The 16,511-nt window shown below is 72.7% G+C and carries 10 protein-coding genes and 2 pseudogenes; 7 read left to right on the top strand and 5 right to left on the bottom strand.

Features of this window, described 5'->3' with window-relative positions:
• Window positions 1-281 precede the first annotated feature (281 nt).
• The gene (locus tag AB0M16_RS15895) at window positions 282-1,244 is read right to left on the bottom strand and encodes an acyl-ACP desaturase (protein WP_365343078.1); all 963 of its coding nucleotides are present in this window, start codon (window positions 1,242-1,244) and stop codon (window positions 282-284) included.
• A gap of 71 nt (window positions 1,245-1,315) precedes the next feature.
• On the opposite strand from AB0M16_RS15895, the gene hemG reads away from it, so the two are divergent.
• From hemG to AB0M16_RS15875, 4 genes are all read left to right on the top strand, one after another.
• Window positions 1,316-2,836, top strand: coding sequence for a protoporphyrinogen oxidase (gene hemG / locus AB0M16_RS15890; protein WP_365343076.1), 1,521 nt, complete (start codon window positions 1,316-1,318; stop codon window positions 2,834-2,836).
• Window positions 2,837-3,234: 398 nt separating this feature from the next.
• Entirely contained in the window at window positions 3,235-3,789 is a 555-nt protein-coding gene (locus AB0M16_RS15885) for a hypothetical protein (RefSeq protein WP_365343074.1), read from the top strand.
• Window positions 3,770-4,405 carry a vitamin K epoxide reductase family protein gene (locus AB0M16_RS15880; protein ID WP_365343072.1) on the top strand — a complete coding sequence of 212 codons (636 nt, stop codon included), beginning with the start codon at window positions 3,770-3,772 and terminating at the stop codon, window positions 4,403-4,405. The genes AB0M16_RS15885 and AB0M16_RS15880 overlap by 20 nt, the downstream gene beginning before the upstream one ends.
• Window positions 4,406-4,928: 523 nt before the next feature.
• On the top strand, window positions 4,929-5,648 hold the full coding sequence (locus AB0M16_RS15875; protein ID WP_365343070.1) for a response regulator transcription factor: 720 nt from the start codon (window positions 4,929-4,931) through the stop codon (window positions 5,646-5,648).
• 69 nt (window positions 5,649-5,717) lie between these two features.
• On the opposite strand, the pseudogene AB0M16_RS15870 reads toward AB0M16_RS15875, so the two are convergent.
• Window positions 5,718-7,334 (bottom strand): annotated as a pseudogene (locus AB0M16_RS15870) (GAF domain-containing protein).
• Between the two features lie 361 nt (window positions 7,335-7,695).
• Between AB0M16_RS15870 and ctaD the strand changes: the two are divergent.
• The 3 genes from ctaD (at window position 7,696) to AB0M16_RS15855 (ending at window position 11,446) form a co-directional block, all read left to right on the top strand.
• A complete protein-coding gene (ctaD, locus tag AB0M16_RS15865) occupies window positions 7,696-9,315 on the top strand; it encodes a cytochrome c oxidase subunit I (protein WP_365343224.1) in 1,620 nt (539 codons plus the stop codon).
• Between the two features lie 32 nt (window positions 9,316-9,347).
• A complete protein-coding gene (locus AB0M16_RS15860) occupies window positions 9,348-9,851 on the top strand; it encodes a hypothetical protein (protein ID WP_365343068.1) in 504 nt (167 codons plus the stop codon).
• 302 nt (window positions 9,852-10,153) lie between these two features.
• Window positions 10,154-11,446 carry a globin domain-containing protein gene (locus tag AB0M16_RS15855; protein WP_365343066.1) on the top strand — a complete coding sequence of 431 codons (1,293 nt, stop codon included), beginning with the start codon at window positions 10,154-10,156 and terminating at the stop codon, window positions 11,444-11,446.
• A 124-nt stretch (window positions 11,447-11,570) separates the two neighbouring features.
• Here AB0M16_RS15855 and AB0M16_RS15850 read toward each other — a convergent pair whose 3' ends face one another.
• From AB0M16_RS15850 to AB0M16_RS15840, 3 genes and pseudogenes are all read right to left on the bottom strand, one after another.
• A complete protein-coding gene (locus AB0M16_RS15850) occupies window positions 11,571-12,368 on the bottom strand; it encodes a hypothetical protein (RefSeq protein WP_365343064.1) in 798 nt (265 codons plus the stop codon).
• Window positions 12,369-12,708: 340 nt separating this feature from the next.
• Window positions 12,709-12,894, bottom strand: a pseudogene (locus AB0M16_RS15845) (branched-chain amino acid ABC transporter); the annotation flags it as partial.
• Window positions 12,895-12,940: 46 nt separating this feature from the next.
• On the bottom strand, window positions 12,941-16,420 hold the full coding sequence (locus tag AB0M16_RS15840) for an AAA family ATPase (RefSeq protein WP_365343062.1): 3,480 nt from the start codon (window positions 16,418-16,420) through the stop codon (window positions 12,941-12,943).
• Window positions 16,421-16,511: the final 91 nt, after the last annotated feature.

Genomic DNA, 16,511 nt, shown 5'->3' with positions numbered 1-16,511 from the left:
TCACCCATGCTGACCACAAAGGGGCACCGGACCCGGAAGGCGGCCATCGTGCCCATCGCCGAGTGGTGGACGGCACGTGACGCCAGGGGAGCGGCCTCCGGCGGTGGGAAGACTCCCTGTGATCCAGGTCCAACCGGGCGCGGGACGAACGGCACACGGGCGACGGCGTGAACGCGGCCCTGTCGGGGACGGGGCCCCGACGTCCCGAGAGATCGAGTGGCAGGGCCCCGCCGAAGCGGTGGATCAGGAGGCGATCCGGTCGCCTTCCGACCAGGGCCGCCTCAGCCCCGGGCGGCGGCCCGTCGCGCCAGGAGCGCGGCCCTGCGTTCCTCGAAACGGGCGGCCTGGGTGTCCAGCGACGTGAGGAACTCGCCGAGGTCCTGCTGGGCCTTGAGTCCCTCGGGGCCGAGCCCGGAGAGCTCCATCACCTTGAGGTGACGGAGTACGGGCTGCAGGACGTCGTCGTGGTGGATGCGCAGGTCGTACACGCCGCCGAGGGCGATGCGGGCCGCGGCCCGCTCGAAGCCGGGCAGGCCGTGCCCCGGCATCCGGAAGCCGGAGACCACGTCGGCGACGGCGCGCACGGCGTCGTCCGGGGCGATCTCCAGGGCCGCCTTGAGGAGGTTGCGGTAGAAGACCATGTGCAGGTTCTCGTCGAGGGCGACCCTCGCGAGCAGCCGGTCGCACACGGGATCCCCCGAGCTGTGACCGGTGTTGCGGTGCGAGATCCGGGTGGCCAGCTCCTGGAAGGCGACATAGGCCACCGTGTGCAGGGGGGAGTGGCGGTTGTCCGACTCGAAGCCCGCGGACATGTGGGCCATCCGGGCGCGCTCCAGGGCCGCCGGGTCCACGGCGCGCGAGGCGAGCAGGTAGTCCCGCATCACGATCGAGTGCCGGGCCTCCTCCGCCGTCCAGCGGTGCACCCACGTACCCCAAGCCCCGTCGCGCCCGAACAGGGTGGCGATCTCGTGGTGGTAGCTGGGCAGGTTGTCCTCGGTGAGCAGGTTCACCACCATCGACCCCCGGCCCACCTCGGACAGCGGCGACTGCTCCGGGGACCAGGGCTCACCCTCCAGGACCCCGTCGAAGTTCCGCCCCCTGGACCACGGAACGTACTCGTGGGGCATCCAGTCCTTGAAGACGCCCAAGTGGCGGTCGAGTTCGCGCTCCACGACTTCTTCGAGCGCGTGCAGGATGCGGATGTCCGTCCAGGAATCGGACGTGCGGGGAGGCGGCAGGGTCACGGCGAACGGGCCTTTCAGGGGAACTCTCGTACCTACGGGACCGTAAGTTACGGGCTCGCGGGGGTGTTCCGATGGGGCCGTTCGGCCCCTTCTGCCGGGGCGGACGGTTCGCGTTCACTGCTCGTGGACCTCCGGCCCCACCGACGCTCCGGAACCCGGCCGGAGGTCCGCCGAGCAGTTCTCGCGCGAAAGGCACGCACATGGGTGGTCAGGACGCACCGGGACACGTCGTCGTGGTGGGAGGAGGTGTCTCCGGTCTCGCGGCCGCTCACCGGCTCGTCGAATCGGGCGCCCGCGTGACGCTTCTGGAAGCCTCCGGGCGGCTGGGCGGCAAGCTGTGGGCCGGGGAGATCGCGGGTGTGCCCGTCGACCTGGGCGCGGAGGCCCTGTTCGCGCTCCGGCCCGAGGCGGTCGACCTGGCCCGGGCCGTAGGACTCGGGGAATGCCTGGAGCCGGCCGTGACGACCTCGGCCTCCGTGTGGAGCCGCGACGCGCTCCACGTCATGCCCCGTGGCCACGTCCTGGGGGTGCCGGGAGACCGGGCCGCGCTGGAGGGCCTGGTCTCCCCGGAGGGCGTCGCGCGGATGAAGCAGGACCGCACCCTGCCGCGTACCCCCGTCGGGGAGGACGTCGCGATCGGCGCGTACGTGGCCGAACGGTACGGCAAGGAGGTCGTCGACCGGCTCCTGGAGCCCTTGCTCGACGGTGTGTACGCGGGGGACGCCTACCGCATCTCCCTGCGTGCGACGCTTCCCGCCCTCTACGAGGCGGCCCGGAAGCACGGTTCACTGCTCGACGCCGTCGCCTCCCTGCACCGCGAGCCCTCGCCGGCCGCGCCCGCCGGCCCGGTGTTCATGGGGATCACGGGCGGTATCGGCCGGCTGCCGGGTGCCGTCGCCGATGCCGTACGAGCCCGGGGCGGGGAGATCCTTCTCGACTCCCCGGTCCTCGCGCTGACCCGTACCGAGGACGGCTGGCGGATCCGTACGGCCGATCGCCTCCTCACCGCGGACGGCGTGGTCGTCGCCGCACCGGCGTGGACCGCCGCAGGACTCCTCGAGGCCGAGAGTCCGAGGGCGGCGGCCGAACTGTCGGGCGTCGAGTACGCCTCGCCCGCGCTTGTGACGCTGGCCTTCCGTCGCGCGGACCTGCCCGTCCTGCCCGGCGGCAGCGGATTTCTCGTACCGCCGGTGGAGGGGCGCACGATCAAGGCGGCCACCCTGCTGACGCACAAGTGGCGATGGCTGAGGGAGATCGCCACCGGTCTCTTCGTCCTGCGGGCCTCGATCGGCCGGCACGGGGACGAACAGGCCTTGTACCTGGACGACGCGGAACTCGTCGAGGTCGCGCGCCGCGACCTGGGAGAGATCCTGGGACTCACCGCCGCGCCCGTCGCGGCGAAGGTCAGCCGTTGGCACGACGGGCTGCCTCAGTACATGGTCGGCCACACGGGGCGGATCGAGCGGATCAGGGAAGCGGTCGCGAAGCTGCCGGGGATACGGGTGTGCGGAGCGGCCTACGACGGTGTCGGCATCGCCCACTGCGTGGCGAGTGGGCAGCGTGCCGCCGACGAGGTGCTGGGCGCCGCGTGAAGGCGCGGGCCCACTGGGCCGTGAGGGCCGACCGCGCGGACGGGGTGCATCCGTCTTCTCCCCGGCATCCCGACCGCGTGACACGGTCGGCCCCGCATCCGGAGCGCTCCGAGGCACGTGAGCCCCGGAGCGCCCGCATGCCGGCGGGGCGCGGATGACGACGTCGTCCGCGCCGACGATGTGGCGGAGGGACGGATCGCCGACTCACGGGTGCCGGTCACCGGTTACGGGTGAAGACGATCCGGCCGAGCCGCCTCACATCACGGAAGGGCCGTTCGGCCCCTGTCGGCCCGCCGGGCCGGGTCGGTTCACTGTCCTGCGGGCCGAGCCGGTCCCGCGCGGAGCACGTCGACGTAGCGCCCCAGGGTAAGAAAGCGAGGGGAACGATGATCACGGCGGTGGGACACGCCGACCTGGCACCGGACACGCTGAGAGCGGTCGAGCGTGAGCTCCTTGTGCGGTTGGAGCGCCTCGGGGACCCGGCACCCGGTCTGGTCCGCGGCGGTTCGGCGCTGTCAGCGGCCTTCGGCCGCGCGGTGCGCGCGTCGGGCCGGCGGCTCGTCGTACTCCTGCCCGCCCGGGGAGCGGTGCCCGCGGTCCTGCCGCCGGCCGACCTGGAACCGGCCCGGGCGGTGCTCGCCCTGGCCGATGAGGTGCGGCTCCTCGCCTACGCCCCGGACTCCCGTGACGCCTGCGTGGGCGCGGACGAGGTGCTCATCACCCAGTCCTCCCGGCTCCTCGCGGTCTGGGACGGGTCCCCTACCGACGGGAGGGACGCCACCGCACACCTGGTGGCGTACGCACGCGCCCGCGGGGTGCCGGTGGACGTGGTGTGGCCGGTTCCGGCGATCCGTGAGCCGATACGCCACGAGACGGGCCCGCGCCGGCCCACGGCTCTGTTCCCTTCCCCGTTCGTTTCCAGGAAAAGCCGAGATGACCAACGCTCTTCGTAGTTCCGTCGCCACCCCGGCGACCACGCCGGCCGATCGTACGACCGGAGCTTCCCGCGCCTTCGCGTGGCTCCTGGTCGTCACCGGTGGGCTCGGCGTCCTCGCCTCGTGGGTGATCACACTCGACAAGTTCCTCCTCCTGGAGGACCCGGCCTTCGTCCCGTCCTGCACGATCAACCCGGTCCTGTCCTGCACGAACGTGATGCGCAGCGAGCAGGCGTCGGTGTTCGGTTTCCCGAACCCGATGCTCGGTCTCGTCACGTACGGCGTCGTCGTCGCGATCGGCGCGGGCGCTCTCGCCGGGGCCCGTCACCGCCGCTGGTTCTGGCTCGGCCTCAACGCCGGGACGCTGTTCGGCGTGGGCTTCTGCATGTGGCTGATGAGCCAGGCGCTGTACGAGATCGGTGCCCTGTGCCTGTGGTGCTGTCTCGCCTGGGCGGCGACCGTCGTCATGTTCTGGTACACCACGGTGCACAACCTGCAGCACCGGATTCTGCGCGCGCCCAGGCCGCTGGTCGCCGCGGTGACGGAGTTCCACTGGGTCGTGCCGGCCGTCTGGTGCGCGAGCATCCTCCTGCTGATCGCGACCCGCTTCTGGTCGGCGTGGCAGAGCCTGTGACGTCCGTACGGGCGCTACGGCGCGGCCCGAGCGCGCCGGCCGTGGGTCCGGGGGACGGCCGGACCGTGTCGCGGCCGGCGCCCCAGGTCGCGAGGGCGAGTCGACCACGGCGGGCCGACAGTCCGATAGGGCTGTTCGGCCCTGTCGGACCAGGGCCGTTCGGCCCGGTGGGGGCGTTGCGATACTGGCGCTCGTCCTGTGCTCGGCCCGGCACCGCCGCGGCCGATGGGCCACCGTTCGCGTCGCGGCTGTCGCCGCTCGATCAGGAGTTCTCCGTGAAACCCCGTCCTTCCCGTCGTGTCGCTCTCGCGGCCTTCGTGCTCTGCCTGCTCTGCACGGCCGCCGCCGTCCTGTCCTTCGCCCGGGGTGCCTGGGCCGGAGTCGTCTGGGTGCTCGCGGCGGGGTTCTGCTCCAACGCGGCCTGGTACTGCGCGCGCGGGACCCGTGCGGTGGCGCGTGCGGCAGACTCGGCGGTGACCTCCTGCGGAAGCGGCGAAGCCTGCGGTTCCTGTGTGAGGAAGGCATGCTGACCACCGGCCACCCCTCCTCCACCGCCGCACCCGTGCGGGTCTTTCTGCTCGACGACCACGAGGTGGTCCGGCGGGGCGTACGCGATCTGCTCGAAGCCGAGCCGGGCATCGTGGTGGTGGGCGAGGCCGCGAACGCCCGTGAGGCGCTCGCCCGGGTGCCCGCCGCGCGGCCGGACGTCGCCGTGCTCGACGTACGCCTCGGCGGCGCGACCGGCGGCGATCACGAGGGCGTCGAGGTGTGTCGCGAGCTTCGCGCGGAGCTCCCGGACCTCGCCTGCCTGATGCTGACCTCGTTCGACGACGACGAGGCCTTGTTCGACGCCATCATGGCCGGTGCGGCGGGTTACGTCCTCAAGCAGATCGGGGGTTCGGACCTGGTGGCCGCCATCCGCACGGTGGCGACGGGCAGGTCGTTGCTCGACCCCCGGATGACGGGCCGGGTGATGGCCCGGATACGCGGCTCCGCTCCCGATCCCGAGCCCAAGGCCGCCGCGCCCGGAGAGCTCGACCGCCTCTCGCCCCGGGAGCTGGAGATCCTGGACCTGATCGGTCTGGGACTGACGAACCGGCAGATCGCCGACCGGCTGTTCCTCGCCGAGAAGACGGTGAAGAACCGCGTGTCGTCCATCCTGGGGAAGCTGGGTGTGGGGCGGCGTGTCCAGGCGGCGCTGATCGCCGAACGGCTCCGGGAGCCGCAGGGCACCCAACCGTGAGGCGGAGGCCGCGGGCGCGAGCCGTTTCCCGTGCGTACGGCTCCCCGCGCCCGCGTACGCGGACCGATCTCAGTCGGTGGGCAGCGGCGCGCTCCAGGTGACCCTGGTGCCGCCCTCGACGGGTGACTCCAGGCGGAGGGTGCCCCGGCACTGTTCCGCTCGCGAACTCATGTTGAGCAGCCCGCCCGTCGGCCGGGCGCACCCCAGGCCGGCACCGTCGTCCGTGACGGTGAGGACGAGCTGGTCGGCCGTGTCCGGGACGGAGAGCACGACATCCGCGCGGCTCGCCCTCGCGTGCCGCGCGGCGTTGCTCAGCGCCTCCGCCGCCACGGCCAGCACATGCTCGGCCAGCTCCTCCGGAACGGCGCTGTCGACCGGCCCCGTGACGCGCAGCGAGGGCGTGAACCCCAGGTGCTGGGCGGCCAGTTGGACCGTCTCGGCCAGCCGTCGACGCAGCGCGGGACCGCCCAGGTCGTCGGCGGTCGTGCGCAGCTGGAGGATGGTCGAGCGGATGATCTGGATGGTGGCGTCGAGATCGTCCACCGCACGGGTGACCCGCTCGGCGGCCCCGGCGTCCCCGATCGTCCGGGTTGCGCTCTGCAGCGTCATGCCCGTGGCGAACAGCCGCTGGATCGCGACATCGTGCAGGTCGCGGGCGATGCGGTCGCGGTCCTGGAGCACCGCCAGCTCCTCGGACTCGGCACGCCGCCGGGCGAGTTCGAGGGCGATCGCCGCCTGATCGGCGAAACCACTGATCAGCAGGGTCTCCGTGGTGTCGAAGCCCGGCCGTCCGGCCCTACGGCTCAGCCGCAGGGCGCCGCACACGGCGTCGTCGACGGGCAGCGGCACGGCCACCACGGGGCCGTGCTCCTCTCCGGCCGTACCGCCCACGGGAAGGGCCCGGGGGTCGGTGCGTACGTCGGTCGTGACCACGGGCCCGCGAGTGCGCGCCGCGAGGCCTGCGAGCGAGCCCGACGCCGGCAGCCGGACTCCCCGGACGAGTTCGGCGGTGTCGCCGTGCGCGACCCGTACGGTCAGGTCGCCGGCGGGCCCGGAGGGGAGGAGGACGGCGGCGAGGTCGGCGTCGGCCACCTCCATGGCCCGCCGGGCGATCAGGCGCAGGACCTCGTCGGTGTCGGTGCCCGCGAGCAAAGTGCGGGTGATCTCGCCCAGCGCCTCCAGGCGGTGCTCGCGGCGCCGGCTGTCGTGGTAGAGGCGGGCGTTGTCGACCGCGACACCCGCCGCCATCGACAGCGTCGTGAGCACCGCCTCGTCGTCCGCGTCGAAGGCGCCGCCGCCCCGCTTCTCGGTCAGGTAGATGTTGCCGAACACCTCGTCCCGTACCCGGATCGGCGCTCCCAGGAAGGTGCGCATCGGCGGATGGTGGGGCGGGAAGCCGAAGCTGCTGGGGTGCCGGCCGAGGTCGTCGAGCCGCAGCGGTGAGGGGTTGCGGATGAGCTCGCCGAGGATGCCGTGACCGCACGGCGCCGGACCGATCCGCGTCACCAGGTCGTCGGCCATGCCCACGGGCAGGAACTGGGAGAGCTTCTGCCGGTTGTCGATCACGCCGAGCGCTCCCTACTCGGCGTCGGTGAGGCTGACGGCCGCCTCCACGATGCTCCGCAGCACCTGGGGGAGTTCGAGGTCGCGGCCGAGGTCCATGACCGCGGTGAGCAGGCCGTGCATCCGGTCGGGGACGTCGAGTCGCGGCCAGGCGGGGTGTGGTGCGGTGTCGGACATGTCCGCAGGGTACGTGGTGCCCGGTCACCGCGAACGGCAGGGGTCGAACGGCCCTCCCGCCGCCCTGCCGTCGGGTACCGCTCGGCCCTGCCGGATCCCGGGAGGCGGCCACGAGCATGGGTCGGCGGCCGGGAAGCGCCGCGGAAATCCCCCGTACGCGACCGCTTCCCGGCCCGTGGCAACAGAACGTGGAAGTGGAGGTCGCCGTCCGGTGGACGAGGCACGCAGTATTCAGGTGAAGGCAAGGGAGCCGCGACTCCCGCGAGCGGCCGACGAGGGCGCCGCACGGTCGGCCCGGCCCTCGTGGGTGGGGTGGCTGACGACCACCGACCACAAGCAGATCGGTACGCTCTATCTCTGCTCCGCGCTCTTCTTCTTCGTCATCGGGGGTGTCATGGCCCTGATGATGCGCGCGGAGCTGGCCCGCCCCGGCACGCAGATCATGTCGAACGAGCAGTTCAACCAGGCGTTCACGATGCACGGCTCGATCATGCTGCTGCTCTTCGCCATGCCGCTGTTCACCGGCTTCGCGAACTGGATCATGCCGCTGCAGATCGGCGCGCCGGACGTGGCCTTCCCGCGGCTCAACATGCTGGCGTACTGGTTGTACCTGTTCGGCTCGCTGATCGCCGCCGGCGGCTTCCTCACCCCCGGCGGGGCCGCGGACTTCGGCTGGTTCCTCTACGCGCCGCTCTCCGACGCGATCCACTCGCCCGGCCTCGGCGCCGACCTGTGGATCATGGGCGTCGCGCTCTCGGGCTTCGGATCGATCGCGGGCGCGGTCAACTTCATCACCACGATCATCTGCATGCGCGCCCCGGGCATGACGATGTTCCGGATGCCGATCTTCACCTGGAACGTGCTGCTCACGTCCCTCCTCGTGCTGATGGTCTTCCCGGTGCTCGCCGCCGCGCTCTTCGCCCTCGAATGCGACCGGAAGTTCGGCTCGCACGTCTTCGACCCGGCCAACGGCGGAGCCTTGCTCTGGCAGCACCTCTTCTGGTTCTTCGGACACCCAGAGGTGTACATCCTGGCCCTGCCGTTCTTCGGCATCATCTCCGAGGTCGTCCCGGTCTTCAGCCGCAAGCCGATGTTCGGCTACATCGGTCTGGTGGCCGCGACCATCGCGATCGCCGGTCTGTCCGTGACCGTGTGGGCGCACCACATGTACGTCACCGGTGGCGTGCTCCTCCCGTTCTTCTCCTTCATGACGTTCCTCATCGCCGTTCCGACCGGTGTGAAGTTCTTCAACTGGATCGGAACGATGTGGAAGGGCTCGCTGTCCTTCGAGACCCCGATGCTCTGGGCCACCGGCTTCCTCATGACCTTCACCTTCGGTGGTCTGACCGGCGTCATCCTGGCCTCGCCCCCGATGGACTTCCACGTCTCCGACTCGTACTTCGTCGTCGCGCACTTCCACTACACGCTGTTCGGCACCGTCGTGTACGCGATGTTCGCCGGCTTCCACTTCTGGTGGCCCAAGTTCACCGGCAAGATGCTCGACGAGCGGCTCGGCAAGATCACGTTCTGGACCCTCACGGTCGGCTTCCACGCCACCTTCCTCGTCCAGCACTGGCTCGGCGCCGAAGGAATGCCCCGCCGCTACGCCGACTACCTGGACGCCGACGGCTTCACCGCCCTCAACACCGTCTCCACCATCGGCTCGTTCCTCCTCGGCCTGTCCTTCCTGCCGTTCTTCTACAACGTCTGGAAGACCGGCCGTTACGGGAAGAGGGTCGAGACCGACGACCCGTGGGGCTACGGCCGTTCGCTGGAGTGGGCGACGTCCTGCCCGCCGCCGCGGCACAACTTCCTCACCCTGCCGAAGATCCGCTCGGAATCTCCCGCGTTCGACCTGCACCACCCCGAGATCGCCGCTCTCGACCGGCTCGAGAACCGGTCCGGCGAGACGGCGGGGCACCGGTGACCGCGGCCGTCCTGGCCCTGGGAATCGGTGCCGTGACCGCCTCCGGGTGTGTCTGGTACGTCCCCGCGCTCGTCGACCTGCGCGCGGGCGCGGACCGCCCCGCCTCCCGCCGCCTGGCCGCTACGGCGTGCGTCACGGGTTGGGCCACCGCCGGCGCGACCGCCCTGCTGCTCCTCGCGGGTGTTCCGGTCCCGTTCCTCCTCGCAGCGGCGACGGCCGGTGCCACCGCGAGCGCAACGACGCGCGCGGGCGCAGCGGTTCGGCGCAACCGCGAGGAGCGGGAGGACACGGCCTGCTGGGCGGCCCTGGACTCCGCCCCGCCCCGCAAGACACCCCGTCCGCTCCAGCACGCGGTCGCCCGCAGGATCGGAGCGGGCCTGGCCGCCGCCGTGGGCACCGCGCTGCTGCTGCCGGTCTGGGGCCGGAGCCGCGGAGTGAGCGGCGCCGTGACCGTGGCGGTGCCCACCGCCCTCGCCCTCGCCGCCCTCGCGTTCGTCGCGGCGAGCGCGGTGCGGCGGGGCAGGGAGCGCGATTGATCACCTCGCCCACCTCGAAGGCCGCGCCGGTCGCGCCCGACCGTGGGGTGCGCCGGGCAGAGCGGGGCAAGGAGTGAAAGGGCCGAAAGACCCTGCCTGATGAGGCCGGACGGCAGGGACACAGCGGTGCAAGACTGATGTGTCTTCCGGCCGCGGCCACGGTGCTGTCGCTGCCACCGGGCCTGTTCGGCGGACGTCCTCCCCGGTGTGTCATCGCCCCGAAACGGCATTGACGAAGCCCCGCTGCCGTCCGCCGGGGACGGGCGGAGACACGGGACATACGCCAGGGACTGAGCCAACACGTGAGCACCATCACAAGCGACACGTACGACGAGTACCACGCGCTCCTCGCGCGCCAGGACGCGATGCGGCTGCGCCGGCAGCTGCTCGCCCCGGCCGGGGCCGTCAGGCCGGCGGAGTCGGGGCGGGCCTTCTACGGGGCCGACGACCAGGAGACGATCAACCGCCATCTGGCGCTGGTGACCCCCTTCAGCGACCTCATCACTCACCTCTATCAGGCGATGTTCGAGCAGCATCCGTATCTGCGCGGGCTGTTCCCCGACTCGATGGACTTCCAGCAGGCTCATCTGGAACGGGCCTTCTGGTACCTGATCGAGCACCTGGACCGGCCGGAAGAGGTGGCCGACTTCTGCGCCCGCTTGGGCCGCGATCACCGCAAGCTGGGGGTGCGGCCCGTGCATTTCGAGGTGTTCGAGTCCGCGCTCGTCGCGGCCCTGCGCCGCAGTGCGGGCGAGCACTGGGTCGAGGAACTCGAGCAGGCCTGGGTGCGCATGGTGAGGTTCGCCGTCACGTCCATGGTCGACGGCGCGCGCGAGGCATTGGCCGAGCCCGCCTACTGGAACGCGACGGTGACGGGACACCGGGTGTGCGGTCCCGGTGTCGCCGTCCTCCGAGTCCGCACCGCGGAACCGTTTCCGTACCGTGCCGGGCAGTACACCAGGCTCGAATCTCCGCTGCTGCCGCACGCCTGGCGGCCGTACTCGGTCGCCTGCGCGCCCCGGACGGACTGGGAGCTGGAGTTCCACATACGCCGTACCCGCCCGGGCGGGGTGAGCGACGCCCTGGTGGCGCACACCCGTGTGGGTGACCTGCTGCGCCTCGGACCGGCGCAGGGATCCACGACGCTGGACGACGGCCTGACACGCGACGTACTGATCGTGGCGGCCGGGACCGGATGGGCCACGGCCAAGGCACTGCTCGACGAGTTGGCCATGCGCCGACCGCGCGGCCGGAGCGCGTACCTCTTCCTCGGCGCCCGCACACCGGACGACCTGTACGACACGACCGCCCTCGCCGAGCTGGAGACTCGCCACCCCTGGCTGCGTGTCATCCCGGTGCTCGGTGAGGCCGGCTCGATGGCCGACACGGTGGCCCGGCACGGCGACTGGTCCGAGCATGTCGCCTATGTGAGCGGCCCGCCCGCCGTGGTCGCCGCCACGGTGCGGAGGCTGATGGCCGTGGGACTGCCCGCGGACCGCATCCACCACGACCCGGCCGACGGGACGTCTGCCTCCGGCCGCTGTGACGCCGACCGCTTGCCGCGGGCGAACTCCCTGAGCGGGTCGCCCTGGTAGGTGGCGGCGTCGTGCAGTGGCGTGGGCGACCGGCTCCCGAAGAAGGGGTCGGACGGTTCGGACGGCGTCGCCGAGGAAGACGCCGACGTTGTGGGGGAAGGCGCGGACTGTCCCCAGCACTACGTCATTCGGTGACGCGGACCGCGAGCGCCGGGCGGATGACGGCCGCGCGTCGTGCCGGCCCGATCGTGGCCAGGAGCGACGCGGCGAAGGCGGCCGCGGCCAGGCCGCAGATGCCGGCCCACTCGACAGGGAATCCTCCTCCGAGGCCCTCGAACGCGGCGCTGTTGCGGTCCATGAGCCAGGTGGTGAGCACGCCGAGGCCCAGGGCGAGGAAGCCCTGCATGAGGCGGAAGAAGGCGGTGCTGGAGTCGAACTGCTGGCGGATGTCCGACTCGATGGGCGTGGCGACCGGGCTGGACGACAGCTGCTCGCCCTGCAGTCGGGTCGCCAGGGTGTCGGGCGACGTCCCCGGGCTCGTGCTGACGAGGGCGGAGGCGTTCTGTGCCTGGGCGCCGAAGAGCTCGCGCGTCGCCTGCTCGCTGAGCACCACGGGGTACGTGGTCGAACTGGCCCCCGTGCCCGGGTAGAAGACCATCCCGTTGCTGAGCACGCCGGCGATGACCTTCTGTTCGCTGCGGCCGGTGCGGGGATCGGTCAGGGCGAGGGTGTCGCCCGGGTCGTAGTAGTCGCCCGCCGGGCCGCCGGTGCTGCCGAAGAAGCCGTCCAGGACGACGTAGCGGGGGTCGGAGGCGAGGGCCTGCCACACCGCGGGGTCGTTGTTCAGGCCGGGCAGCCGCTCCCGGAACGTGATGCCGGTGATCGCGCCGTCGGGCACCCCGACGGCCGCGATGTCGAGAGGCTGGGCGCTGCGGCGCCCCGGGTCGGTGGCCCTGCCCGTGGCGTTGAGCAGCGGTGTCACGGCGGAGATCCCGGCAGCCGAGGGGCCGGCCCGCAGGTCGGCGGCGAGTCGGTCGCCGGAAGCCGATCGCGGGGTGTTGGACCGTGTATGGCCCCGGATCTTGGTGGCTCGGTCCGGAGCGGGTCAGCAGGAGGACCGTCCAGGTCTCGCCGCCGAGCGGGTCGGGGGTGTCACACGGTTTCGGTGGCCGGCCGGCCTGACGTGTCCGTCGATGACCCGGGGCTGTCGGCCGGGACGTCGTACATGCGGCTGCTGTGCCGCGGGGGATGGGCGGCCTGCTCCTCGGCGTCGACGTGCGCGATGAGTTCCCGCGGGGTGCGGCCGGCGGCGGCCAGGTGGATCAGACCCGCCTGGGAGGCGAAGAGGTGCTGGCCAGGGTGACCTGGACGGCAGTCCCGCCGAGGACGCTGAGCAGGGTGTTGCTCCTCCACAAGTGCAGGCCGATGGTGGTGGCGAGCGCGGCGAGGGGTGCCGTGGCGCGAGCCTCGGTCAACGGGAGGTCGTGCAGGCGGTACACGACGAGGATGCGGGTGCCCCCGTCGCCTGCCTCGCCCGGCCGGTGGGACCGTCCGTCAGGGCTGTGACCTCGACAGTTCCTCCTGGGCGATCCGGATCCGTGTCAGCCCCAAGGGATAGGGGAGCGACGCCGCGGCGTCCCGGGAGGCGGCGAACGCCGCCTCCGAACGCTCCGACTCGCCGCACAGGCCGAGGGCGAGAGCGAGGGCCGTCGTGGTCTCCACGGCGAGCAGTTGCTGTCCGGCCTGCTCCGCGCGTACGGCCTCCGCCTCCAGCAGCGCCGCGGCCTGCTCGCGACGGCCGGTCCGGATCAGGGCCCAGCCCCGCACGCAGGCCGCGCGCGGGGACGAGGTGACTCGGTCGAGCAGCTCCAAGGCCGAGCCCGGACGGCCGGTGCGCAGGGCGAGTTCGGCCTGGGCCAGCAGGACCTCGTCGAGCGCCTGCTGTTCACCGGTCCTTTCCGCGACGGCCTCACCGTCGGCGAGCAGGGCTCGGGCCTCGTCCGGCTCCCTGGTCATCAGGATCCGGGCCAGCGCGGCGCACGCGAAAGGCAGGGGCCGCTCGGCCTGCTGACGAGCCGTCCGTACCGCTGCCCTCGCGAGCTCCTCGGCTTCTGGCGCCCGGTCGAGGAGGAGGTGGAGCTCGGCCAGGTTGGTACGTTCGAAAGACTGCGCCTCGGGGCTGCCCACCCTGTCGGCCAGGCGCGCGGCGGCCTCCCCGTGGGCGAGCGCCTCGGTGAGCCGGCCGGTCCTGCGGCAGTTCTCCCGGAGGATCGACAGGACGATCGCCTCGACGGCGGGATCCTCGCCCGCGACCGCGTGGCGCAGGGCCTCCTGCGCGACCTCCTGGGCTTCGGGCAGACGATGGACCATGCCGAGGGCGGCCGCCTGTTGTGCGAGGGCCCGCGCGAGGGCTCGCGAACCGGAGCGGCCCGCCAGCCGGGCGGCCGCCCGCGCGGAGACGGTCGCGGGCTTCACGGCCTCCGCGTGCCGGCCCTCGGCGAACAAGCTGATGGCCTGGGCCAGCCGGTGGGCGGCCACGGCGTCGGCTGCCGTTCCCGGACCCGGCCGGCTCGCGTCGAGGGCCAGCCGGGCCTCCTCGTGTCTGCCCATACGGACGAGGGCCTCGGCGAGCCGGGCGGTGATCGTCACCGCGGCGTCCGCGGCGTCCGCGTCGTCGGCGCGTCGCGCCGCGTCGAGGGCCGTACGCAGCACGTCGGCTGCTTCCTCGTACCGTGACATCCGGTGCAGCACCACGCCGTGGTCCAGGCCGACTTCGGCGGCGAGGGGCGGGTCGCCGGCGACCAGCGGGAGAAGTCGGCGGTAGTACGTGTCCGCCGCCTCGTTCGCGTACAGACCGGCGGCCCGCTCGGCGGCCTGCCGCAGGTGGTCCGCCGCGCGCGGGTCCTCCGCCTGCCACAGGTGCGAGGCCAGGGCGTCCGCGTCGTGGGGCCGGTGCCGGAGCACGGCCTCGCCCCAGGCCGCGTGCAGCTGTCGCGACCGCAGTCGGGTGAGGAGTTCGTAGCAGGTCCGGCGCAGGAGCGGATGGCGGAACGTGAGGCCGGTGGTGGTCCGGCCGGCCGCGGTGATCCGCTGCTCGTCGAGCAGCGACGCGCTCACGGCGCTCTCCAGTGCGGCGCTTGCCTCGGCCTCCGTGAGCGGCGGGTGCAGGCCGTGGCGGGCCACGTCGAGGACCTCGGACAGCGGCGCGGTGCCTCTTGCCACGGCCACGACCTCGGTCATGCGCCTGACGTCGGGGGCGACGCGTGCCAGGCGGTCGGCCACCAGCTGCCGAACGCCCACGGGTGCCGGGGGATCGGCAGGGTCGTCGTTTTGCTGCGGGGCCCGCGCGTTCGCCAGCTCCACCGCGAACAGGGGGTTGCCCAGGGACAGTCGCCAGATGTGATCCAGGTGCCCCCCGTCGACCGGACGCCCGAGCCCGGCCAGGGTGTCGCGCACCACGGCGTCGGAGTCCGTCCGGGCGAGGCGGGGTACGGCGACGCGTCGGGCCAGACCGCTGCTGACCAGGCGCTCCAGGTGCAGGGGGTCAGCCGCCGGGGCCGGCTCGTCGTCGCGGCAGGTCACCAGGAAGCGGCAGTGCGGCGTGCCGTTCTCCATACGGCGCCGAGCGAGGCGCGTCAGGAGGTGGAAGGTGCCCGCGTCGGCGGCGTGCAGGTCGTCCAGGACGACGATGACACCGTTGTCACCCGCGATGGCGGTGAGCAGCTGCTCCACGGCGTGGAAGAGGCGGGTGCGTGCGCCGACGGCGCCTTCGGTGGCGGGGTTCCCATCGGAGGGTGGGACGGGGGTCGCCATGACGGGCCTGAGGGAGGGGAGCAGCGGCGCCAGCTCGGGGCAGTCGGCCGCGAGCCGGGCACGTTCGTGGGGAGGACGCCGGACGAGCCAGCCGTCCAGGGCCTCGACGAACGGACCGTACGGCGTGTGCCCCTCCGCGTCGTGCGTCGCGCCCCACAGGACCACGGCGCCGGACTCGGCCAGGCGGCGTGCTGCGTGTCCCGCGAGCCGGGTCTTGCCGAGACCGGCCTCGCCGCTGAGCAGCACCACGGGGTGGTCCCCGTCGGCGAGGAGACGCGTGAGCAGCTCGTCCCGCCCGTAGAGCGGTTCGCGTGCGGCCGCGCGTGCCGGGGCCGGCAGCATGTCGGTGGGGTGTTCTGCCGACCGCGGCGCCGGGATCGTCGCCGTGCGGACGGCGAGCGCGCGCAGCCGTTCGGTCTCCGGGGAGGGTTCGATGCCCAGCTCCTCGGAGAGAGCTTCGCGGCAGAGCTCGTACTGCCGTACCGCCTGGGTCCGCAGGCCCTGGCCGAGGGAGGCGGACATGAGCACCTGGTGGGCTCGCTCCTCGGCCGGGAAGGCCGCGAGCGCCTGCCGCGCGGTCGCCGCGGCGGCCTCGTGCCGCCCGGACGCCAGCCGGTTCCCGGCCAGGGCGAGCAGGACGCCGAGACGCGACTCGGCGAGCCGGTCGCGGCACGGTCCCGCCCAGGCTGTGTAGCGGTCCTCCGGCAGGAACTCCCCGGTGTACGCCGCCAGGGCCGCGGTCAGGGCGGCTTCCGTGGAGGCGGCGGATGGGGAGGCAAGGGCGGCTTCCGAGGAGGGGGAGGCCAAGGCGGCGAGGGACAGTTCCTCGGCCTCGTCCGTGTCGATCCACACATGCCGCGGATGGAGGCGCAGCATCGAGCCGTCGGAGAGCAGGTACGACGACGAGGCGCGGGGCGCGAGCTCCGGCTCCAGCGCGTGCCGGGCGGCGTGCAACGCCACCCGAAGGCTGTTCGTGGCCGCCTGCGGTGTTGCGTCGGGCCAGCAGATCTCCTGGATCTGTCCCCGGTGGAGGCTGTGGTTCGGTGTGACCGCGAGCAGCTTCACGAGGATCTGAGCACTCGGCCGGGACCAGCGCCTGGGCAGCGGCGGGCCGCCGTCCCGTTCCGCGCGGAAGCCTCCGAAGAGGCGGAGGCGCACGAGGGGTGGGAGGCGCTGGGTGTGCCGGTGGACGTTCGCGTCCTGTGGTGCTGTGGTGCTCATGAGGGGCGTCACTCTAGCCGGGTCTTCTGTGGACACACGGCGCGGTCCCGCACGTGATCTTCGAGCGGGACCGCGCCTGGGCCCCTACTTC

Source organism: Streptomyces sp. NPDC051921 (assembly GCF_040680975.1).
Taxonomy (GTDB): domain Bacteria; phylum Actinomycetota; class Actinomycetes; order Streptomycetales; family Streptomycetaceae; genus Streptomyces.
The sequence above is the reverse complement of the archived record's forward strand: the minus strand, read 5'-3'. Positions and strand labels throughout refer to the sequence as shown.